This is a genomic window from Mucilaginibacter sp. (genome assembly GCF_965201005.1).
Taxonomy (GTDB): domain Bacteria; phylum Bacteroidota; class Bacteroidia; order Sphingobacteriales; family Sphingobacteriaceae; genus Mucilaginibacter_A.
In genome coordinates this window covers 3,668,330-3,689,002 of the sequence record NZ_OZ241747.1, presented here as the reverse complement: position 1 = coordinate 3,689,002, position 20,673 = coordinate 3,668,330, and the positions used below count along the sequence as shown (strand labels likewise).

Below are 20,673 nucleotides of genomic sequence, written 5' to 3'. Positions count from 1 at the left end.
AGGTAAATTTTATTGGTCTTCGGTTTCTGTTCCGTTGCCCGAATATGCACTTTTTCGCACAATGGGCATACCGGTTAGTTTAAACAATTCGTCCAGGTGCAGCAAACTGCCGTTTACCATATTGCCTAACAAAACAATGGTAACGTCGTTCTTCATGTCCCGCAAAAAAATATGCCGGAAACCGTGCCACCAGCCCGTATGGTAAACCACTTTTTGGTTTGGGCCTTCAAATAAACGCCAACCGTAGCCATAATTAAAATGGCCGCGCAACATTGGATTGCGATCGGTGTAGGCAGAATCCTGGGTAGCTTGTTTGAGCAATCTGCCCGAACGCAACGCACGGTCAAACAAAAACAGATCGGCAACGGTGCTGTAAATGCCTTTATCGCCAACCGGGCCGTCAAGGAAGTTTTGTGCAACCGAATATTTCCAGCTATTACGGTCATGGCCAACCACATCTGCCGGGATTTTTTCGTAAACCGCTTTGGAATAGACGTTGGTATGCGCCATAGCTGCCGGTTTAAAAATATTCTCTTTCATAAACTGGGCGTATGGCATACCGCTTACTTTTTCGATGATTGCGCCCAACACCATAAAATTGGAATTGTTGTACAAAAACCGGGCGTTCGGTTTGTTAAACGGAGTTGGTTTGTACTGCGCGATCAGGGCCATTTCCTGGGCGTTGTTTAAGCCTTTGCGCTGGTCGCGGTGTTCTTTCCGGTAAATATCATCTGTAAAATAAACGTAGTTCATCATTCCGGAGCGGTGCGTGAGCAGCAGCCGGATGGTAATGCCATCATACGGGAAATTTGGAAAAAAATCTTTTACGTTTTGGTCCAGCTTGAGTTTTCCGCGTTCCATCAGCATTAAAATGGCAGTGCCGGTCATGGTTTTGGATACCGAGGCCAGCTCAAACTGCGAGTTGAGTTTCAGGCTGTCGCGCGTAAGGTAATTGGCCCAGCCAAAAGCGTTTTCGTACAAAATTTTATTGCCTTTGGCCACCAGCACATTGCCGTTAAAACCGCTGTGTTTGTGCAGGTTTTGCATAAAAGCATCGATGCGTTTATCGGCTTTTTGCGGGTTGTATTTAAGGAGTGCGGCGGTATCAAAAGGCACTTCGGCAGCCACTTCCTGTGGCGTTTTGGCGTGTTTGGTGCAGGATGACAGCAAAATTAACCCGGCTGCAAGGGATAGCAAGTAGTTCTGTAATTTCATTAACCTGTAAAGTCTGTGGTTTTAACGAAGGCGAAAAGTAGATATTATCTTACGATTGTGCGGGGAAAAGTTTCAATTATCTGATGCTTCTTTTACCAGTGTTTTTTTGGTGTGTTTCCGTTTGCAGGTAGTTTACGTTTCGCCGCGTGAGGGATTGCAGTGGAAAGCCCGCAGCGCAGCGAGGACTTGTAACGTAAAGCCCGGCCCGAAGGGACACGCCCAAAATGAAAAGGAGCGGGGAGCGAAGAAAAAGTGGAATTTAAATTGAAAAAGGAAACAGTTGTTTTTTATTTTTTCGCTTCTCGATCTCCATTCTCCGCTCTAAATCAACACACTAAATTTTACCCACTAAAAACAGCATTGTAATTTTATTGATTTGGATAACGCAGCTTTTAGATTTTGCCCTAAATTTGGCCGTAGCTATCAAATTAAAACGATGAGTTTCAGAACTGAATATGATACGATGGGGGCCGTACAGGTTCCTGCCGACAAATATTGGGGCGCACAAACCGAGCGTTCACGCAATAATTTTAAAATTGGGCCGGCGGCGAGTATGCCGGCAGAAATTATCGAGGCTTTTGCTTACCTGAAAAAAGCGGCGGCGTTTACCAACACGGATTTAGGTGTGCTTTCTGCGGAGAAACGCGATTTGATAGCGCATGTTTGTGATGAGATTCTGGAAGGTAAACTGGCCGGTGAGTTCCCGCTGGTGATCTGGCAAACCGGCTCGGGCACGCAATCCAACATGAACGTGAACGAAGTGGTAGCCAATCGGGCGCATGTTTTGCAGGGAAACCCTTTGGGCGAAGGCAAACCTTTTGTACACCCGAACGACGATGTGAACAAATCGCAGTCGTCCAACGATACTTACCCAACGGCCATGCACATTGCGGCTTATAAAATGGTGGTGGAAACGACGATTCCGGGCGTGGAAAAATTGCGCGACACACTTCAGGCAAAATCCGAAGAATTTAAAAACGTGGTCAAAATCGGCCGTACGCATTTAATGGACGCCACGCCGCTGACTTTGGGCCAGGAGTTTTCAGGTTATGTTTCGCAGCTTTCCCATGGTTTAAAGGCTTTGAAAAACACTTTGGCACATTTATCAGAACTGGCTTTAGGCGGAACAGCGGTTGGGACCGGCATCAACACGCCGCAAGGTTATGATGTAAAAGTGGCCGAGTATATTGCGCAGTTTACCAATCTTCCTTTTATCACTGCGGAAAATAAGTTTGAGGCATTGGCTGCGCACGATGCAATTGTGGAAACACACGGCGCACTGAAACAAATTGCCGTTTCGCTGATGAAAATTGCAAATGATATCCGGATGCTGGCTTCAGGTCCGCGTTCAGGCATCGGCGAAATCCATATCCCGGACAACGAACCGGGTTCTTCAATCATGCCCGGAAAAGTAAACCCAACCCAAAACGAGGCGGTAACGATGGTTGCCGCGCAAGTGATGGGCAATGATGTGACGATTTCTATCGGCGGTGCAAGCGGGCATTATGAACTGAACGTTTTTAAACCGATGATGGCCGCAGCGTTTTTGCAGTCTGCACGGTTAATTGGCGATGCCTGCGTTTCATTTACCGATCATTGTGCAGTTGGCATCACCCCAAATTTTGAGGGCATTAAAAAACATTTGGAAAACTCGCTGATGCTGGTTACCGCTTTGAACCCGCATATCGGTTACGAAAACGCGGCTAAAATTGCCAAAACAGCTTTGAAAGAAAACCAATCTTTGCGCGAAGCGGCCATCGGTTTGGGTTTACTGACGAACGAGCAATTTGATGAATGGGTTCGTCCGGAAAATATGATCGGCAGTTTGTAAAATTAAAAGCTTAACAAGCCTCACAAGCCTCACCCTAAATCCCTCTCCAAAGGAAGAGGGACTTGCCTTTTTGAATGTTAAAAAAACGATACTTCTTTTACCTGCTGTTTTTTATTGTGGCGATCGTTTCATGTAAGCGTAAAGCTGCCGTGCAGGAACCCGGAACTGATTTTTTGCAGGGCGAATGGCAGCAGGATTCTGTACGGATGGAAAAGAAGTTGCTGAGTTATTCGTTATATCAATTACGGTTTCGCTGCGATTCGGTTTACATTACCACAAACAATTTCAGCAAAGTAAATTATGGCGAAGATACCTGCATGAACAAAGGCAACTGGAAAGAATACGTGCGCGGCAAATACGAACTGCACCATGATACATTGCGCGTGCGCGGGTTGTATTGCCATCCGGATTTTTCACTCAAAAACGAAGGCTGTTTCCATATTGGCGTGTATGAAAACCTATTCAAATTGAAAAAAGAATCGGATTCGCTGCTTCATGTGATCAGTTTTTCCAGCACCATCCCGTTTAACCTTCGCCTCACCAAAAAAACCGTTTGTGTACCACAACCACTTTAAATTAATTTCGATATGAAAACCAGTAAAATCTGCATACTGTTTTTAGCCCTGTTTTTTTTGTCTGTACCGATGAAAAGCATGGCTTGGGGAATGCTTGGGCACCGCGTAGTCGGCCAGATTGCCGATAGTTACCTCACCAAAAAAGCACGTAAAAACATTGCTTTGATTTTGGGCGATGAATCTGTAGCGATGGCCAGCACCTGGGCAGATTTTATCAAATCAGACAAAAGTTATAGTTATTTATCGCCCTGGCATTACATCGATTTTGATAAGCCGTACGCTTACCCCGAAATGCAGGTTTTTTTAAAGCAGGACACGGCCGCCGATGCTTATACCAAGCTCAACCTGATTATCGCCCAGCTTAAAAACAAAAACCTGGAGCAAGGCAAAAAGCAACTTTACCTGCGTTTGCTGATCCATATTGTGGGCGATGTGCACCAGCCGATGCATACGGCGCACACGGCAGATAAAGGTGGAAATGATATAAAATTGTTTTGGTTTAACAAACCCACCAACCTTCATGCGGTCTGGGATTCTGACCTGATTGATGATGAACAGCTAAGTTATACCGAATATGCCGCCTGGATCAACCACAGCACTGCGGCACAACGCGAAGCTTTGCAACATGACGGCATCAGCAAATGGTTGTACGAATCGAACCAGATTTCGGAAAAACTTTACAGCGAGATCAAGCCGGAAGCGCATTTAAGTTATCGCTATACGTTTGATCATATCGCGATTGCCAACCAGCAATTGCTGAAAGGCGGTATTCGTTTGGCCGGGATTTTAAATGAATTGTTTGGATAGTGAAGAAGAGCGGGGAGCGAGGAAGAAAGAGATATAAAGCGATATATCTTTCTTTTCCGCTCCCGCTTTCTTATAAATTTACTTCGCTCACTGCTCTTTCACACTCCTCTCTTCTCCGCTATGAAAATATTAATGGTGTGCCTGGGTAATATTTGCCGTTCGCCGCTGGCAGAAGGCATTATGAAACATGCCGTAAAAGAAGCAGGTTTGGATTGGGAAACCGACTCTGCCGGGACCGGAAACTGGCATGTTGGCGATCCTCCCGACAGGCGTTCCGTCCGCGTGGCCAAAAACCACGGTATCGACATCAGCAGGCAGGTTTGCCGGCAGTTTATATTGAATGATTTTGATACGTCCGACCTGATTTTGGTGATGGACAAAAACAACCTCGGCAATGTTTTGGCTTTGGCCCGAAACCAACAGGACAAGGCCAAAGTAAAGCTGTTTCTGGGAGATAAAGAAGTGCCCGATCCTTACTTTAATAATGCGCAGTTTGAGCAGGTTTTTGATTTGATCGAAACCGGTTGCGCCGATGTGATTAAAGCGTATAGTTGATAACTAATTGCCGGTGCAGCTACTGTTGACCATTCAACCATCAGCGGTAAACAAATAAATGCTTCTTTTATCACCTAAAAATGCTGAACAGCCAGAAGCATTATTAAATTAGCAGTTGCTACAAAAACAAACTTTCAGGCATTACGCCCATCTGCAAAAAAACCCTGCGTAATATTTTTGGCGGGGGGCATGCTGTTTTTATCCCTGTTTTTTTGGGTTAATTAATCACATCACCTTCCTCGATATTGTCCCTGGCGTTGAGGATGATTTTTTCGCCGGGCTTCAATTCACCAAAAACTTCGGTAGAATCATGGCTGGCCAAACCGTTTTTTACATCAATGAGGTGCGCTTTGCCATCACGCAAAGCCACTACATATTTACGTTCGGTAGAGCGCACAATGGCCGAAGTCGGGATCAGTAAAGATTTGGCACCGGAAGTCATCGGGATCCGCACTTCTGCATACATGCCCGGTTTAAACTGATCATTGGCGTTTTGCACATCAATTTCAATTGCTTCCGAGCGCATACTGCCCAGCGCATTGGCCGAGCGGCTTATTTTTGCCGTGTGCTGCTGGCCGGGCATCGCGTTAAAAGTAAAATCCACGGGTTTGGTCAGGTCCACTTTGTCCACATAATCTTCCGGGATATAAACCTCCAGGCGCAGCTTTTTTATGTCCTGCAAAACCAGCATCGGCTGGTCGGTTGCTTTTCCCGGTGCCACCAGCGCGCCCGGCGAAACGTTGCGCTGCACAATCATGCCATCAAAAGGTGCGGTAATGTTGAGGTAACCTTGCATAGTGCGCACCGAAGCCACATTAGAACGCTCGGAAGCGGCAATGGCCTGATCGGCTTTCATCCTGGCACTGGCATTGTCCAGATCCAGCGGCGAAACAGAACCGGGTTCGCGCGATGCTTCTTTTAGCCGCTGATATTTTTCTTTGCTGGCCGCGGCGGTTTCCTGCGTTTGCAAATATCTCGAGTTTGCGGCCTGATATTGTGATTGCATTTCCGGTGCTTCCAGCGTGAGCAGCAACTGGCCTTTTTTTACGATCGAACCGCGATCAACATAAATCTTTTTTACAAAGCCATTGATTTTTGGGAAGAGATAAACCTCATTATAAGGTTTTAACTGGCCGGGCAAACGTGTGCTGGTTGATAAACTTTTTTCGGTTACATCCCCAATCTGATAGTGGGTATTTTTATTGTTTGCTTTTGCGGTGAGATCAACAGGTTTTTGGTCGCCGGAGCATGACCATAAAAAAGTACTGATAAAAGAAGCACTTAAAAAGAGTTTAAATTTCATGATTTTAATAAGCATTTAAAGTTTCGGTTTCCGGTTCATCTTCCGGCATTAAAGCAGGCGAATCATACGTGGTTTTATCTTGCACCCAGGCAAAAACAAGGGGTAAAACAAACAATGCGGCAAGAGTAGAGGCAAACAACCCACCAATAACTGCCCTGCCAAGCGGTGCAGATTGCTCACCTGCCTCGCCCATGCCGGATGCCATCGGGATCATGCCGGCAATCATGGCCAGGCTGGTCATCAGGATTGGCCGTAACCGGATAGATGCACTGGTGATGGATGCTTTGGTGGCATCGTGATAATCTACCCGAAGCTTTTCTGCATTAGTTACAATTAATATAGCATTAGCAACAGATACACCTACCGACATGATCATGCCCATATACGATTGCAGATTAAGCGTAGATCCGGTTAAAATCAGCATCAAAAGCGACCCTAATATAACTGCCGGTATAGTAGAAAGCACCGTTAGCGATACTTTAAACGATTGATAATTAGCAGCCAGTAACAAAAAGATAACCAGTACGGCAAACAACAGTCCGTTTTGTAAACTGGTCAGGGTTTCCGTTAATAGGCTTGACATCCCTTTCATCTCCACAACCACTCCTTTATCTGGCGGGCCCAAACTTTTTATCGCTTTTTGCACATCATTGGTAGCACTGGCCAGGTCATTCTTGTAAATATTGGCACCAACGGTCAAAAAACGGCGCGGCCCCGTCCGGTCATACTCACCAGGGACATATTTGGTACTAAAAGTTGCGATATCGCCCAGTACAGGTGCATTTTGGCCTTTTAACAAGGGGATTTCTTTTAACTCATCCATATTGTTCATCACATATTCGGGTACCTGTACCTGCACCTGGTAAGTATAAGCTTTGGCTTCATCGAGCCACTGATTTTTTTCGGTAAAACGACTGGAAGAGGTACTTGCCGTTACAGAACGTGCTATATCAGTTACGGTCAACCCAAGTTGTGCGGCTTTTAAACGGTCAATAGTAATAGCAATCACAGGGACTTTCAAAGGTTGTACAATCTGTACGTCACGCAAATAGCCAATCTTTTTGAGTTTTCCAACCAATCTATTAGCATAACCTTCTATTTGAGCCATGTTTTTTCCGGCCACCCTCACCTCAATCGGTGTTGCGGCCCCTTGGCTCATAATTTTCTCCGTCATGTCAATCGGCTCAAAACTTACTTTAAGTTCAGGGATTTTGTAGGCGATATTTTTACGGAGCGCATCTTTCAATTCGTCCATATTAACTTTGTAATCTTTATCAAGGTTTACCTGTAATACTGCTTCATGCGTACCGGTATTGAACACATACAGGTTGCTCACGCCATAACTGCTGGGTATCAATCCAACATAACCTGAAGTGATGGCTACATGATGATTAACGGTACTGTCAATAATGCCGAGAACCATTTTCAGTTTATCTTCCGTTCGCTCCAGCCTTGTACCTTCCGGTTCTTTTATCCTGATCTGAAACTGCCCGTTATTTACTTTTGGCATCATATCTTTCCCAATGTAAACGAAGCATAAGCCAGCCAGAACAACTACTATAACCAGATAAAACAATACGATCATTTTTTTTGCAGGCATCCACTTTTTGAGAATGAGCGTAAATTTTGATTTGATGTTTTCAAAAAAGTCGTTCTTTTCAGGTTCTTCGGCTTCTTTGCTGGCGTGCGCTTGTATCTGCTGGCGTTCCTGTTTGTCCAAGCCTTCGCCTGCATGAGAATGAATACGCTCATGTTGATAATGCTGGTATTGTTCAGCCTTGATCAACCAATTACTTAAAATAGGGACAACGGTTTGTGCCAGGATGTAAGACACGATCATCGTTAGGCCGATTGATAGCGATAGCGGCAGGAACATTGCCTTGGGTACGCCGCTCATCAAAAAAGAAGGTGCAAAAACAGCAAGGATACAAAGTAAAATCAGCAGCAGCGGAAACGAAATCTCCTCGCAGGCATCGTAAATGGCGCGGCGTTTATTTTTGCCCATTTCCAAATGCTGGTGGATGTTTTCAATGGTTACCGTTGCCTGATCGACCAGAATGCCGATGGCCAAAGCCAGTCCGCTCAAAGTCATAATGTTGATGGTTTGGCCAAACAGGCTCAACAATAACACACCTATCAGTATAGAAACCGGGATTGTAACCACAACAATTAAACTACTGCGCCAATCGCGTAAAAAAAGTAATACCATCAAACCGGTAAGTATTGCGCCAAGTCCGCCTTCTGTCATCAAACTTTTTACTGCATTGACCACAAATACCGATTGGTCAAACTCATAACTGATCTTTACATCATCCGGTAACAAACTTTGCATTTCGGGCAATTTTTTTTTCAGGTTTTGCACTACAGACCAGGTAGAGGCATCGGCTGTTTTTACCGCCGGAATATAAACCGATCGTTTTCCGTTGATTAATGCGTAATCAACTGTAATGTCCGCGCCATCAGTTACCCGGGCAATATCTTTTACCATTACCGAAACACCATTTTTGGTCACCACCGGAATGGATCCGAACTCGTCCACTTTTTGCACAAGCGAGTTGATCGTTGTGATGAACATCGAATTGTCAAGCCGCAAATTTCCGGAAGGGGACATTACGTTAAACTTTGCCAACGCGGTCACTACTTCATCCGGGGTAAGATTATAGCTGCGCAGTTTTGCGGGATCTACGCTGATGATAATAGAGCGCGAATTGGCACCAAAAGGCGGCGGCGCAGAAAGGCCCGGGATTGTTGAAAACAGCGGCCTCACACGTGTTGTAGCCAAATCATAAATCTCTTTTAAACTTCTTGTTTTACTTGACAGCACCAACTGGCCAACAGGTAAAGATGAAGCATCAAAACGTACAACCTGCGGTGGCAACGCTCCGGGAGGGAAAAACTTCATGGCCCGGTTTACCTGTAAAGCAACTTGCGCCGAGGCTTCTGCCATGTTTGTACTTTCGTAAAAACTGAGCTTAAGCATGGTTAAACCCTGTATGTTTTTACTGGTGATGCTTTTGATGCCGTTTACATACAAAAACTGATCCTGCAAACGCGTGGAAAAAAAACCTTCCATTTGCTGCGGAGACATGCCGCCGTAAGATTCGATCACGTAAATGGCTGGCAGGTTAAGCTGCGGGAAAATATCTATCGGGATTTTAATGGCACTCAAAACTGCAAAAATCAGCAGGCTCAGCGTAATTACCAAAGTGGTGATTGGCCGTTTGAGTGCGGAAGTGACCATCGACATAAATTATGGGTTTAAAAGGTTTAGAACGCTGCCCACCCGGTTATCGGTAATGGCTTTCTGGAACAGGGCATTGGCGTAAGCATATTTGGCCTCGGCATAATCAGTTTCGGCCCGGTACAAAATATTTAAAGCCGCATTCAGCTCGATGATGTTGATCAAACCATTTCGGTATAAACTTAAGTTTTGCCGGTAACCTGCGTTGGCGGCTTTTAGCTGGTTCGGGATTTCCTGCAAACGCTGGCGCGCGGTATTCATCTCCACATCAGCCTGGCTGGCACTTACGGCAAGCAGATATTTCTGCTCGTCCAGCTGCTTTAAAGCATAATTGGTGATTGTTTTTTGTGTATTGAGTTTGAGGTGCCGCCGCCGCAAATCAAACAAATTGTAAGAAATGCCAAGGCCAACCAGATAATTGCCACGCTGCGGGTCCAAACCGCTGCCCAGACTGTTGAAATGATCGTTGGCGTCAATGCTCGATCCACGGCCCCAGGCAGCCGCTTCCAGCATGATTTTCGGATTATACTGCTTTTTGACCAATGCTTCTTTTAGCAGGTTATTTTTGTAAACCGAGCGGTAATAATTAATCAGCGGATGGGTGCTGGTATCGGTGTTTAAAGTTGGCACAACGCTGGTTTGCGAAATCAGTTTTTGCTCGGCCAGCGTGTCCGGAACAATCGTTTGGTAAGTTAAACCGCTAACCGAAGCCAGCTGCAACTGTATCTGTTTCAACTGATTGTCCAGTTCGATATAATTAAGGCGCGCTTTAGAAAGTTCGGCTTCGGCAATGCTGGTATCCACGCCGGGCCGCACGCCGCTGATGGCCAGCGAACGGATAGAACGGTTGATTTCCTGGTTGCGCCGGATGTTTCTGGATTGGATGTTAAGATAATCCTGCAGCCGCAACAACTGCAGATAATTGCCAATGGTAAAACTTTGAAGCTGGTATTTTGATTTTGCAAACTGGTTTTCCTCTACACCAATGGCCGAACGGGCAACCTTGTTTTGCGCGCCGTAAGCACCAAAATTGTAAATTTCCCAATCAAAAGCGGCAATGCCCAAGTTTACCGTTGCCGTTGTTGTATTGCTTTGATCACGCACGCCGCGGGAATTGGACGGCACAATGCCATAACCAAAGTACGGGCCGGCCACGTTGTTGTTTGTGCCGATATCAGCCTGATAATTTAAACGCAAATTGGGAAGGCGGTTACTGCGGATTTCGGTTGCCTCGGCCTGCCGGATCAAAACAGCAGCCGAATCCGTAAGTAAAGCTGGCGATTTTTGGCCAACCAGATGAAGTAATTGCGGTAAAGTAACCGGTGGTTGCTGGGCAAACAACTGCGTTAGGGTAAGTAAAAGCAGTGATAAAATGCACCAGGCTTTTTTTAAGCCAGACATCTAAAGTATTTAATTTAACGATTTGGTTCAGTTTAAAACCTGTAAAAACAGGGCATAAAAGAAGCATCCTTAATCAAATAATCAGCTTGCCCGTAAGCAAATAAAGTTGGCGTGATTTGTAAAACCGGTTATAAAAAAAATGCCAAACGGTTTGAAGAAAATTAGCGCATAAAAACAGTATCGCCATTAATTGCAGCATCGTAAACAGTTCTGTCAACGGCGGATTGTTCAGCTTTGCAGAAATTTCGGCTTTTTTTGAATCCGCTTCTTCCAGATATTCGGGTTTGCGCTTGGTAAAACTTTTCACGCAAACAGATTTTGTGCCTGAAGATTTTGAAAATATTGCACGCAGCCTGAAACCCACAAAAGGCTTCGCAACAAAAAACATTGCAGCTAAAAAGAAAAGGAAATACGTAAATTTCAGTTTTGGCATGGGCAGCGTAACCGGAATCAGTTAAATCAATCCTGCAAAGCTGGATAAATATTGTGCTATATTACCGAGGTAACATAAATTTTGCAATTGTAAAGCTGTTTATGTTTTCTCCCGTCCGCCTTTCACCTTGTCCTCAAATCCCTACCTTTGCGGCATTATGGCAAAACCATCTGTACCGAAAGGCACCCGCGATTTCTCTCCCGCCGAAATGGCCAAACGCAATTACATTTTTGATACGATAAAAACAGTATTCCGCAAATACGGCTACCAGGAAATCCAAACACCTTCCATGGAAAACCTGGAAACCTTAACCGGCAAATATGGTGATGAAGGTGATAAGTTGATTTTTAAGATTTTAGATAGTGGCGAGTTTTTAGAAAAAAATACTACGATTATAGGACTTCGAGAATTAGTTGACAATACATCTAAAATGTTGCAATTACAAATCGAATATGGAGATATGCAAAGTGAGGTACAAAACCTTTTAATCGAATCTGATGATCATTTTAAACAAAAACTTGCTGAATTAAAACTTAAGGAAAATTTTGAAAATGGATTCATTAAACTTAAAGATAACGCCGGTAAAGTTATACAAATAGTAAAAGACTATCTTACCTCAAAAAATATTGTTGGTGACATCTCCGAAAAAGCTCTTCGCTACGATCTCACCGTTCCCTTCGCCCGTTACGTCGTTTCGCACCAAAGCGAAATTACTTTTCCGTTCAAGCGTTTTCAGGTACAGCCGGTTTGGCGCGCTGATCGTCCGCAAAAAGGCCGTTACCGCGAGTTTTATCAATGCGATGCCGATGTGGTTGGTTCTGATTCTTTGCTGAATGAAGCTGAATTTATCCTGATATACGACGAAGCTTTAAGCAATTTTGGGTTGAAAGATTTTACGATCAAAATCAATAACCGCAAAATTTTATCCGGCATTGCTGAAATCATCGGCAAACCGGAATTGATCGTAGATATGACGGTTGCCATTGATAAACTCGACAAAATCGGACTTTCCGGCGTAAACAAAGAACTTTTGGAACGCGGTTTCACCGAAGATGATTTATTGAAATTAACACCTGTAATTTTATTGGAAGGCAGTAATGAGGAGAAAATTAATGCGCTAAAAACAGTATTGCAAACTTCCGAAATCGGCTTAAAAGGCATCGAAGAACTTAATACTGTTTTTACCTACCTAAAAAATGTATCGCTAAAAACAGCAAAACTCGAACTCGATATTACATTGGCCCGCGGTTTAAATTATTACACCGGTGCTATTTTCGAAGTAAAAACCAACGAAGTGGCGATGGGCAGCATCGGTGGCGGCGGCCGTTATGATGATTTGACCGGGATTTTCGACCCGAAACTAAAACTGACCGGTGCCGGGATTTCTTTTGGTGCCGACCGGATTTACGATGTGCTGGAAGAATTAAAACTTTTTCCGGAAGATGCCACGCAAGGCACGCAGGTTTTAATTTGCTGTTTTGATAAAGAGTTTGAGAACTACGGATTTCAATTAGTCAATCAATTACGCAATCAGGAAATCCGTACAGAATTGTATCCGCCGGGCGCAAAAATCAAAAAGCAACTGGATTATGCCGATAAAAAAAGCATTCCTTTCGCGGTGATGATCGGTAGTGAGGAAATGGAAACCAAGCTTTTATCGCTTAAAAATATGGTTTCCGGTGAGCAGCAAAAGTTATCTGCGGAAGCGGTTTTGGAGAAATTAAAAAGTTGATTTCTGTCATTTCGACTTTAGGAGAAATCTTTATTTAACAATACAATGCTTCTTTTATCGGTATAAATTTGGTTTGAAGAAGATTCCTCTCTCTGCTTTCGCAATGACAGCTAAAAATTATCCTGGCAACAAAATCGCCTCCGCCGGAATAAACATGCTGTTTTTATCGACCAAAAAACTCATCGGCTGCTCCGGGTTTTTAATGATTTCCAACAACAAAAAGCCCCAGGGTTTCCAAAAATTCTCTAAAACCTGACCGTAAACTTTCGGTTTCCATTCATCAAAAAGCGGTTTCGCGCTTAAACCTTTCAGCGGCATGGCTTCTACATAAATTTTATTTTCCACAGGCAGCAAATTGTATTCCGGCAAACGGTTGAATAAATAAGCCGAATAAAAAATGCGTCCGCAAAACTCTTCAAACTGGATCGGATGCAATGTTTTTAAGGCAATTTTTTGCAGGATTTCCTGGTGATAAACGCCGTTTGCACCGTTGTCCTGCAAGCAAAATATAAAACCGAAATCTTTCAGCCGTAATGAAAATGTAAGCGAATTGATCTCGTCGCGATAGTTAAACTGGTCTGTTTCCGGGCTTATTTTGAACAGAAAAAAGCTGTACGGTTTGAAATCCTCAAAAATGATCGGTAAAAACAGCATCTGCAGCATAATATGCAACGAACTGAATTTGTGCATCAGCGATTGCGAAATATTTAAACCTTCTCCCTGCGCATATTGCTGGCGGATAGCGGATTGCAGCTCGTTGAAAATAATACCGTACATGATTTTGCCGGCCCAGATAAACAGTTTCCATTCGTCCAAAGCTTGCACCGCTTCAAAACCTTGTTCAAAAGCAGCTTTGATTTCGGTTTCCAGCGGCTCCAGATACTGGTTGTTCACTTCCGCAGAACACGGCAGTTTCAAATCTTTATACGTCGGAAAATTCTCGTCCAGCATTTTAAATGGCGCATCGTACAGATTGTATCTGGCCAGCAGCCAGGCCGGGAAAACCTGTATTTTTTCTTCTTCGGACTGCAGTGGTTTTCCGCTGAGGAAGCAGGTTTTGTTGCCGAAATTGAAACGATCAAATGGCTGGTAAATTTCCGTTAACATATCGCCAAAGATAGAAATGATTTTGCGTGGGATTTTTTAGCTTTAGGCGATTTAACATGAAACTGACTTACCAACCCTTTCAACTCGAACTGAAACATCCGTTCAGTATTGCCAAATTTACGCGCACGGCCACGCCGTTGATGCTTTTAAAGCTGGAATATGAAGGTTTTGCCGGTTATGGTGAAGCTTCAATGGTACCGTATTATCACGAAAATCCGGAAACGGCTGAAGCTTTTCTGCAAAAAACAGATTTAAGCCGCTTTCATTATCCGTTCAACATTACTGAAATTTTGGCTTATCTGGATGATCTTGCTCCCGGAAATACGAACATTAAAGCGGCCATCGATATTGCTTTTCATGATCTGATTGGGAAAATCGAACAAAAACCGTGTTATCAACTGTTCGGCTCTGATCCGGAAAAAATGCCGGTCAGCAGTTTTACTTTAGGCATTGATTCGCCCGAAATGATGATTAAAAAAGCCGCAGAAGCTGCTGATTTTAAAGTGATTAAGATTAAGCTGGGCAAAAATAACGATGAAGAAATCATCCGTGCCATCCGCTCGGTTACCGATGTTCCGCTTTATGTAGATGTCAATCAGGGCTGGACGGACAGGCAGCAATCGCTTGATAAGATTTTCTGGCTGCAGGAACAAGGCGTGCAACTGATTGAGCAGCCGATGGACAAAAACGACATCGACGGCAACGCCTGGCTGACAGAAAATAGTCCGGTTGTAATAATTGGCGATGAAGCCGTACAGCGTTTTGAGGATGTAAAAAAAGCACACGGCGTTTACCACGGCATCAACGTAAAACTGATGAAAGCTGCCGGGATGTATGAAGGCCACCGCATGATTTTGCGCGCTAAAGAGTTGGGCTTAAAGGTTTTGATCGGCTGTATGAGCGAAAGCAGTTGCGCCACTTTAGCCGCCGCCGCATTGGCACCGTTGTGTGACTGGGCCGATCTGGACGGGCCTTTTCTCACCAAAAACAATCCGTACCAAAACCCAGGTTTTGCCAATGGAAAATATGTGCTAAAAGAAGCATCAGGTTTGGGGCTGCGATCGGTTGATGGTTTGCTGCTGTAAAAAAACTTCGGGAATTGATTGAAGTGTTATTTCAGTTTCTCAAAAATTATTTGCCCAAATTTATACCGATAAAAGAAGCATCGGCTGTAACCTGGGTTTTCTTTACGGCGTCATAACCGGTAATCGATGCAAACAGATGATACAGAACTGATCCGCCAGGTGCTGGCCGGCAACCAAACGGTTTATGCCGATTTGGTGAAACGGCACCAGCGGTATGTTTTTACGCTGGCTTTGCGCTTTGTTAAAAACCGCGAAGATGCACAGGAAATTGCACAGGACAGTTTTGTAAAAGCATATAAAGCGTTGGCCGGTTTCCAGCAGCAATCCAAATTTACCACGTGGTTGTACACCATCGTTTACACTACATCGATGTCTTTTCTCCGCAGAAAAAAACCCGAAACCTATTCGCTGGATGACGATGCTGTTTTTATCGAGGTAAATAATCAATCGGATATTAAGTCGGATTTGGCCGAACAGAAATCGCAATCGTATTATATAAACCTGGCTATCAGTAAGTTATTGCCGGATGATGCTGCGATTTTGACGTTGTTTTATCAGGGCGGACAATCTTTAGAAGAAATTGCGGCCGTTGTAAAAATGGAAACTAACACGGTGAAGGTAAAACTACACCGGGCGCGGCATCGTTTAAAAGAAAAACTGGAGCAGTTGTTAAAAACGGAAGTGAGGGATTTAGGATGAATATGGAAGAAAAATTATGGGATTACCTGGATGGTTTTTGTCCGGAACAAGAGCAGAAAGCCATCCGTTTATTGATTGAAACCGATGAAAACTATTGCCGGAAATACCATGAATTAAAGGCTTTGCAGGAAAGTCTGGCTTTGCTGGAAACAGAAGAACCGGCCATGAATTTCACCTTCAGCGTGATGGAAAACATTAAGCAGGAAAAGATTTTGAAACCGCTTAAAACCAGGGTAGATCAGCGGATTGTTTTTGGTATTGCCGCGTTTTTCATCAGTTGTATCGTGCTTCTTTTAGGATATTTTTTTATGCAGGTCAACTGGCATTCATCAGCCCTGATTTCGGTGCCGGAAATCAAGCTGCCACCGGTAAATGCTTATTTCAGTGCCACTTTGCTAAAAGGGTTTTTGTTTTTTGATTTGATTTTAGGATTGTTTTTTGCAGATCATTATTTTAGAAAGTTGTTTACCAACAGGAAATAACGTTATCTTCAACATATCAAATAAAAAATCAGGGCAAAACACGAAGCAAAATGGCAAAAGCAACGATAGAAGTGGTTCAGGCTTTACGACAAACGGCCGCAAACCTGCAAAACAAAGCACCTTATCAATGGGGCCACATGGGCAGCTGCAATTGCGGTAATCTGGCACAGGTGGTTACAAATCTGGACAAGGCGGCCATTCATCAGGAAGCGATGCGGCGGCATGGCGATTGGAACGAACAATTATTTGATTATTGTCCGCAAAGTGGTTTGCCTTTCGATCATATAATTGACACAATGCTGGATTTTGGTTTTACCAGAACAGACCTGGCGCACCTGGAAAAACTTTCGGACGATGCGGTGCTGGCCAATCTGCCGCAAGGAAAACAATATCTTAAACGAAACAAGCTTGAAGACGTGATTAAATATTTGTTGAGCTGGGCAGATTTATTAGAAAAAAAGCTAATTTCTGGTATGGTAATTGATAAATCCTTGTTTGAATCAGTAGCAATGCTGGTTTAATTGTGATAAGGTTTAGGTTGAAAGCTCCACGGACACCGTTTCGTGGGGCTTTTATTTTTTTGCTGCTTTAAAACCGGAAATTTAGGTGGTAAAAAAAGCATCGGTAATAATCATTTTTACAATAAAAAACCAATTAAGTATTTTTATCACTCAACTGGTTCCGGTCATCAAAAGAAAATTTCCTTAAAAGCGTTAATTTTCCGGATCTCTCGGCGCAACCTTTTTAATGTAGAAACCGGCACTCAGCAAGCCCAAAACTGCCCCGATCAAGGCCCATAAAAAAGTGCCTTTTACAATGTAGGCCGTAATGATACCGGCCAGCAGGCCAACAATGTAATACAAATTATCAAAGCTTTTAACTTCTTCTACTTCCTGATTTTCCATGATTGTGATGTTATGGCCGTAAAATTAACCGAATATTTTGTTGCGGCCTAATGCTAATTTGTATTTTTTGCTTTACTGATTAAATTGATGAACAAACGGTACGCGCCCGGGACACCGGCAGGCAATTCCCTGAAAAACACCAGCGAAGTGTAAACAAACCGGCCTTTTCCATAATCTGCAACCAGCAAAGAGCCTTTGTTGGGTGCTTCGTTCGGGTCGTTGATTTGTAGGACGGTGCGGTATTTTGGGTCGATATCTGTAGCAAAATAAATACCGCGTTCCTGTATCCAGCCTTTAAAATCCTGATCGGTTATTTTGTTGGGATAATTCAGGACCGGGTCTGCCGGGTTCAAAATCGTGACCGGCGCGTTTTCGTCCGTCACCCGAACGTTAACAATCCGGAAAGGATATGGCCCGATCTGATTAGTGACCAGGCCATTGTTGTTGTTGTATTGAACCAGCAGTGTTCCGCCGTTTTTAACATATTCCAACAATTTTGGCTGCTCTGAGGGCAAACGTGCATTGATATTAAAAGCACGGACACCAACAATGATAGCATCAAAACCGGAAAGGTTTCCGTTTAAAATTTCATTTTCGCTAAGTATTGTAACCTGATAACCAACCTGTTGCAACGCTTCCGGCACTAAATCCCCGGCTCCTGGCAGATAACCGATCCGTTTGCCGGCAGTTTTTAAATCAACATTGACCAGTTTAGCTTGTGCAGGCGGAAAAAAAGTAATGTTCGGGATATGTTCGTACGTAATCTGGTGGATGCCCTGCGTAAAGGTTTTACCGTTCACCTGCACAATGGCCTGAACCGTATCAGTTTTAGTTTTGCTGATGGCAGAAGTAACCGCAAATGCGGCCGTCCATTCATCGCCTGATTTTTTACCTGTAAAAGAAGCATTGGCGGGTGTGATTCTCCAGCCCGCCGGTGCTTTCAGGCTGATGCTGCCGCTGGCATTGGTAAAGCTTTTCAGCTTTACCACAATTTGTTGGGGCTGATTACTGTTGAAAATATAATCCTGCTGATCCAGATTGGCCGTAACCGGCGGCGTAATTTCCAGTGGCTGATAAACTTCGCCCCGGACCGCACTTACGTATTTATACATCACCTGCCGTTGCAGCGTAATTAGATGACCATAAATCACAAATTGCCAGTTAACCGTAACCGGATCAGGGTTTTCTGGATAACCTACCAATTCTTGATTGGCTACCGGGTACATTTCGTGAACTTGCGGGCCAGCCAGCCAATAAGGCTGCGTAATTTTTTGTGCTAATGCGGTATTTTCTGAAGTTATCAACTGATTGTTCGGCAGCAGCTTATCATAAGTTTTTGTCTGTCCGCCAATTACAGTGGCCACAAACCGCACCGGACTACCAGCCCGGTCAATCAGCTGGTTGCGGATGGTGATGCTATCGCCTAAAGCGTACGTTGGGTTTACTGCATAACTTTCCAGCCACAAACCGGCACAAGCCGGGATCAGTAAATTCAATTCTTTCAGCTTTTGCGTTTTCCAGTAGGTATCCGTTAGTTTTTGGGTCGAGGCATAAATATCCATTAAAAGCGGCAAAGATTTAGGCGGGTTTTCAGTATTAAAACTCTTCTCCAGATCATTGATACGGATGTTAATTTCATCGCCGCCGGCCACCCGTTTCCAGGTGGTGTTAACGCCGTCCATCAAATCCGTGTGTGGCGCATCGCCCAAAATCGTTTTAAAATATTCGTACGAACTGCCGCGTTGTTTTGCCGTGCCAAACCCCTGGCTTTTATGGTTAGATCGGCTATCGGCAGCAATTTCGCCATAACCTTTGCCCAGCAAACTGTTGTAAACGCCAACATCTATTTTAAACTGATCCGGACTGGTGGTATTATTTCCGCCGAAATTGAACGTGTTCCACAGCAAACGTTTGGCTTGCCAGGGCTGTACAAATTTTAACTGTTCCGGGAAACGTTTCGGATCTGCAGCGGCCGTAAAAGCTTCCTGCGCCAAAATTGCCGAAGCGGTATGATGGCCGTGGCCACCTTCGCCCGTTGTCGGGAAACGGCAGATCATCACATCCGGCCTGAATTTTCTGATCACCCAAACCACATCGCCCAAAACTTTTTCTTTGTCCCAGATCCGCAGCGTTTCTTCCGGCCCTTTGGAAAAACCAAAATCTTTGGCCCGGGTAAAAAACTGTTCGGCACCATCCACACGCCGGGCGGCCAGCAATTCCTGCGTGCGGATCAAACCCAGCAATTCGCCTTGTTCTGTTCCGATCAGGTTTTGGCCGCCGCCGCCCCGGTTTAACGAAAGGTAACCCGTGCGGTAATGTTTTTCCTGAGCGAGGTAAGCCAGCAGGCGTGTATTTTCATCGTCCGGATGGGCGGCAATATAAAGCACAGTGCCCAAAACAGGCAGCTTTTTGAGTTCCTGTTCGATAGAAACCCGATCGGCAGGAGGGGCGGTTTGTGCGAAACTTTGTCTAAAAAAGCAGGATAAAAACAGTATGGCGCAGCAGTATTTCATGTTTTGGATAAAGCGTGAAGATAGTTAAAAAAGTTTTCGGCCAAATTGTTCCTAAAGGTTTATCAACTGCGGTAACATTTTTAGAACACGTTTAAATTTTACAGGTTGTTTAAAATTGCAGGATCAAAGGTTTAAACGAAACCCAAACGTTGGGTCAGTTATATCTTTTTCATTACTCCTATTTTCAGGTGGTAAAAGAAGTATCGAAATGCTTCTTTTACCACCCGGATTTCGGCAACTTTACACCTTGCCCAACGCCAGCCCGATATGCGCCAGATGATGACGCCCGTGCCAGACATACAAACCCAATGCTTCTTTTAGCGAGGTAATTTTTTGGTTTCCGGGATGGAAGAAGGTTCGGCTCCATTGTTCTTCTGTCAGGCTTTTCATCAGTTCTGCCCAGCGGTAATGGATACCTTCGATCATCTGGAAGGATGGCGCAACCGGCATTTTATAATCCGGCAATAAGGCCCAGTCGGCTTCCCGATAAGGTTTGATGGTTGGGTTTTCTTCTGTCAAAGCCAGTTTAAAACGTGTCAAAGCGTTAGCATGACTATCTGCCACGTGATGGATTACCTGCCTGATCGTCCAGCCGCCCAAACGGTACGGCGTATCAAATTGCTGGTAATTTAAGCCAACAACGGCCTGGCGCATTTGCCCGGGCAGGGCGGCAATTTCTGCAACCCAGCTCTGGATTTGCTCGTTGGTGAAAGATGCCGGCGGCGTATATTTTCCGGTTGGGTAACGTTCGTCTGTCATTGTTTTTTGTGTTGATGCTGTTTTTATCGG

18 protein-coding genes are annotated in these 20,673 nt (G+C 44.4%); 9 read left to right on the top strand and 9 right to left on the bottom strand.

The genetic code is table 11. The features are described 5' to 3' along the window. Positions 1-9 precede the first annotated feature (9 nt). A complete protein-coding gene (locus ACOFKR_RS16840) occupies positions 10-1,215 on the bottom strand; it encodes a serine hydrolase domain-containing protein (RefSeq protein WP_419801963.1) in 1,206 nt (401 codons plus the stop codon). A gap of 436 nt (positions 1,216-1,651) precedes the next feature. On the opposite strand from ACOFKR_RS16840, the gene fumC reads away from it, so the two are divergent. The 4 genes from fumC to ACOFKR_RS16820 all read left to right on the top strand — a co-directional run bounded on the left by fumC (position 1,652) and on the right by ACOFKR_RS16820 (position 4,983). Continuing rightward, positions 1,652-3,046, top strand: coding sequence for a class II fumarate hydratase (fumC, locus tag ACOFKR_RS16835; protein ID WP_419801962.1), 1,395 nt, complete (start codon positions 1,652-1,654; stop codon positions 3,044-3,046). Positions 3,047-3,120: 74 nt separating this feature from the next. Next, on the top strand, positions 3,121-3,621 hold the full coding sequence (locus tag ACOFKR_RS16830) for a fumarate hydratase (protein ID WP_419801961.1): 501 nt from the start codon (positions 3,121-3,123) through the stop codon (positions 3,619-3,621). A 12-nt stretch (positions 3,622-3,633) separates the two neighbouring features. Continuing rightward, a complete protein-coding gene (locus ACOFKR_RS16825; RefSeq protein ID WP_419801960.1) occupies positions 3,634-4,428 on the top strand; it encodes a S1/P1 nuclease in 795 nt (264 codons plus the stop codon). Positions 4,429-4,548: 120 nt separating this feature from the next. Beyond that, on the top strand, positions 4,549-4,983 hold the full coding sequence (locus ACOFKR_RS16820) for a low molecular weight protein-tyrosine-phosphatase (RefSeq protein WP_419801959.1): 435 nt from the start codon (positions 4,549-4,551) through the stop codon (positions 4,981-4,983). A gap of 217 nt (positions 4,984-5,200) precedes the next feature. Here the strand turns inward: ACOFKR_RS16820 and ACOFKR_RS16815 are convergent, their stop codons facing one another. The 4 genes from ACOFKR_RS16815 to ACOFKR_RS16800 all read right to left on the bottom strand — a co-directional run bounded on the left by ACOFKR_RS16815 (position 5,201) and on the right by ACOFKR_RS16800 (position 11,361). Next, entirely contained in the window at positions 5,201-6,286 is a 1,086-nt protein-coding gene (locus tag ACOFKR_RS16815) for an efflux RND transporter periplasmic adaptor subunit (protein ID WP_419801958.1), read from the bottom strand. 4 nt (positions 6,287-6,290) lie between these two features. Continuing rightward, positions 6,291-9,533, bottom strand: a complete 3,243-nt coding sequence (locus tag ACOFKR_RS16810; RefSeq protein ID WP_419801957.1) for an efflux RND transporter permease subunit — start codon at positions 9,531-9,533, stop codon at positions 6,291-6,293. Between the two features lie 3 nt (positions 9,534-9,536). Further along, positions 9,537-10,928, bottom strand: coding sequence for a TolC family protein (locus ACOFKR_RS16805; RefSeq protein WP_419801956.1), 1,392 nt, complete (start codon positions 10,926-10,928; stop codon positions 9,537-9,539). A gap of 73 nt (positions 10,929-11,001) precedes the next feature. Beyond that, entirely contained in the window at positions 11,002-11,361 is a 360-nt protein-coding gene (locus ACOFKR_RS16800) for a hypothetical protein (protein WP_419801955.1), read from the bottom strand. A gap of 157 nt (positions 11,362-11,518) precedes the next feature. Between ACOFKR_RS16800 and hisS the strand changes: the two genes are divergently transcribed. Next, a complete protein-coding gene (gene hisS / locus ACOFKR_RS16795) occupies positions 11,519-13,093 on the top strand; it encodes a histidine--tRNA ligase (protein ID WP_419801954.1) in 1,575 nt (524 codons plus the stop codon). 117 nt (positions 13,094-13,210) lie between these two features. Here hisS and ACOFKR_RS16790 read toward each other — a convergent pair whose 3' ends face one another. Continuing rightward, positions 13,211-14,200, bottom strand: a complete 990-nt coding sequence (locus tag ACOFKR_RS16790) for a hypothetical protein (protein WP_419801953.1) — start codon at positions 14,198-14,200, stop codon at positions 13,211-13,213. 56 nt (positions 14,201-14,256) lie between these two features. Between ACOFKR_RS16790 and ACOFKR_RS16785 the strand changes: the two genes are divergently transcribed. From ACOFKR_RS16785 to ACOFKR_RS16770, 4 genes are all read left to right on the top strand, one after another. Further along, on the top strand, positions 14,257-15,285 hold the full coding sequence (locus tag ACOFKR_RS16785; protein WP_419801952.1) for a dipeptide epimerase: 1,029 nt from the start codon (positions 14,257-14,259) through the stop codon (positions 15,283-15,285). A 126-nt stretch (positions 15,286-15,411) separates the two neighbouring features. Next, a complete protein-coding gene (locus tag ACOFKR_RS16780; RefSeq protein ID WP_419801951.1) occupies positions 15,412-15,984 on the top strand; it encodes an RNA polymerase sigma factor in 573 nt (190 codons plus the stop codon). 2 nt (positions 15,985-15,986) lie between these two features. Continuing rightward, positions 15,987-16,466, top strand: a complete 480-nt coding sequence (locus ACOFKR_RS16775) for a hypothetical protein (RefSeq protein ID WP_419801950.1) — start codon at positions 15,987-15,989, stop codon at positions 16,464-16,466. A 50-nt stretch (positions 16,467-16,516) separates the two neighbouring features. Beyond that, positions 16,517-16,987 carry a hypothetical protein gene (locus ACOFKR_RS16770; protein ID WP_419801949.1) on the top strand — a complete coding sequence of 157 codons (471 nt, stop codon included), beginning with the start codon at positions 16,517-16,519 and terminating at the stop codon, positions 16,985-16,987. A gap of 192 nt (positions 16,988-17,179) precedes the next feature. Here the strand turns inward: ACOFKR_RS16770 and ACOFKR_RS16765 are convergent, their stop codons facing one another. From ACOFKR_RS16765 to ACOFKR_RS16755, 3 genes are all read right to left on the bottom strand, one after another. Then, positions 17,180-17,371: a hypothetical protein gene (locus tag ACOFKR_RS16765; protein WP_419801948.1), complete on the bottom strand. Its 192-nt coding sequence runs from the start codon at positions 17,369-17,371 to the stop codon at positions 17,180-17,182. 53 nt (positions 17,372-17,424) lie between these two features. After that, complete coding sequence (locus ACOFKR_RS16760; protein WP_419801947.1) at positions 17,425-19,884, bottom strand: PIG-L family deacetylase; 2,460 nt, start codon at positions 19,882-19,884, stop codon at positions 17,425-17,427. 240 nt (positions 19,885-20,124) lie between these two features. Continuing rightward, entirely contained in the window at positions 20,125-20,643 is a 519-nt protein-coding gene (locus ACOFKR_RS16755) for a YfiT family bacillithiol transferase (protein WP_419801946.1), read from the bottom strand. Positions 20,644-20,673 lie beyond the last annotated feature (30 nt).

Bases quoted from the DNA above. Each gene is read 5' to 3' on its own strand.
- ACOFKR_RS16770 (WP_419801949.1), top strand. From the start codon at position 16,517: ATGGCAAAAGCAACGATAGAAGTGGTTCAGGCTTTACGACAAACGGCC.
- ACOFKR_RS16755 (WP_419801946.1), bottom strand. From the start codon at position 20,643: ATGACAGACGAACGTTACCCAACCGGAAAATATACGCCGCCGGCATCT.
- ACOFKR_RS16790 (WP_419801953.1), bottom strand. From the start codon at position 14,200: ATGTTAACGGAAATTTACCAGCCATTTGATCGTTTCAATTTCGGCAAC.
- ACOFKR_RS16760 (WP_419801947.1), bottom strand. From the start codon at position 19,884: ATGAAATACTGCTGCGCCATACTGTTTTTATCCTGCTTTTTTAGACAA.
- ACOFKR_RS16810 (WP_419801957.1), bottom strand. From the start codon at position 9,533: ATGTCGATGGTCACTTCCGCACTCAAACGGCCAATCACCACTTTGGTA.
- ACOFKR_RS16840 (WP_419801963.1), bottom strand. From the start codon at position 1,215: ATGAAATTACAGAACTACTTGCTATCCCTTGCAGCCGGGTTAATTTTG.
- ACOFKR_RS16815 (WP_419801958.1), bottom strand. From the start codon at position 6,286: ATGAAATTTAAACTCTTTTTAAGTGCTTCTTTTATCAGTACTTTTTTA.
- ACOFKR_RS16800 (WP_419801955.1), bottom strand. From the start codon at position 11,361: ATGCCAAAACTGAAATTTACGTATTTCCTTTTCTTTTTAGCTGCAATG.
- ACOFKR_RS16825 (WP_419801960.1), top strand. From the start codon at position 3,634: ATGAAAACCAGTAAAATCTGCATACTGTTTTTAGCCCTGTTTTTTTTG.
- ACOFKR_RS16820 (WP_419801959.1), top strand. From the start codon at position 4,549: ATGAAAATATTAATGGTGTGCCTGGGTAATATTTGCCGTTCGCCGCTG.
- ACOFKR_RS16785 (WP_419801952.1), top strand. From the start codon at position 14,257: ATGAAACTGACTTACCAACCCTTTCAACTCGAACTGAAACATCCGTTC.
- ACOFKR_RS16765 (WP_419801948.1), bottom strand. From the start codon at position 17,371: ATGGAAAATCAGGAAGTAGAAGAAGTTAAAAGCTTTGATAATTTGTAT.
- hisS (WP_419801954.1), top strand. From the start codon at position 11,519: ATGGCAAAACCATCTGTACCGAAAGGCACCCGCGATTTCTCTCCCGCC.
- ACOFKR_RS16775 (WP_419801950.1), top strand. From the start codon at position 15,987: ATGGAAGAAAAATTATGGGATTACCTGGATGGTTTTTGTCCGGAACAA.
- ACOFKR_RS16830 (WP_419801961.1), top strand. From the start codon at position 3,121: ATGTTAAAAAAACGATACTTCTTTTACCTGCTGTTTTTTATTGTGGCG.
- ACOFKR_RS16805 (WP_419801956.1), bottom strand. From the start codon at position 10,928: ATGTCTGGCTTAAAAAAAGCCTGGTGCATTTTATCACTGCTTTTACTT.
- ACOFKR_RS16780 (WP_419801951.1), top strand. From the start codon at position 15,412: ATGCAAACAGATGATACAGAACTGATCCGCCAGGTGCTGGCCGGCAAC.
- fumC (WP_419801962.1), top strand. From the start codon at position 1,652: ATGAGTTTCAGAACTGAATATGATACGATGGGGGCCGTACAGGTTCCT.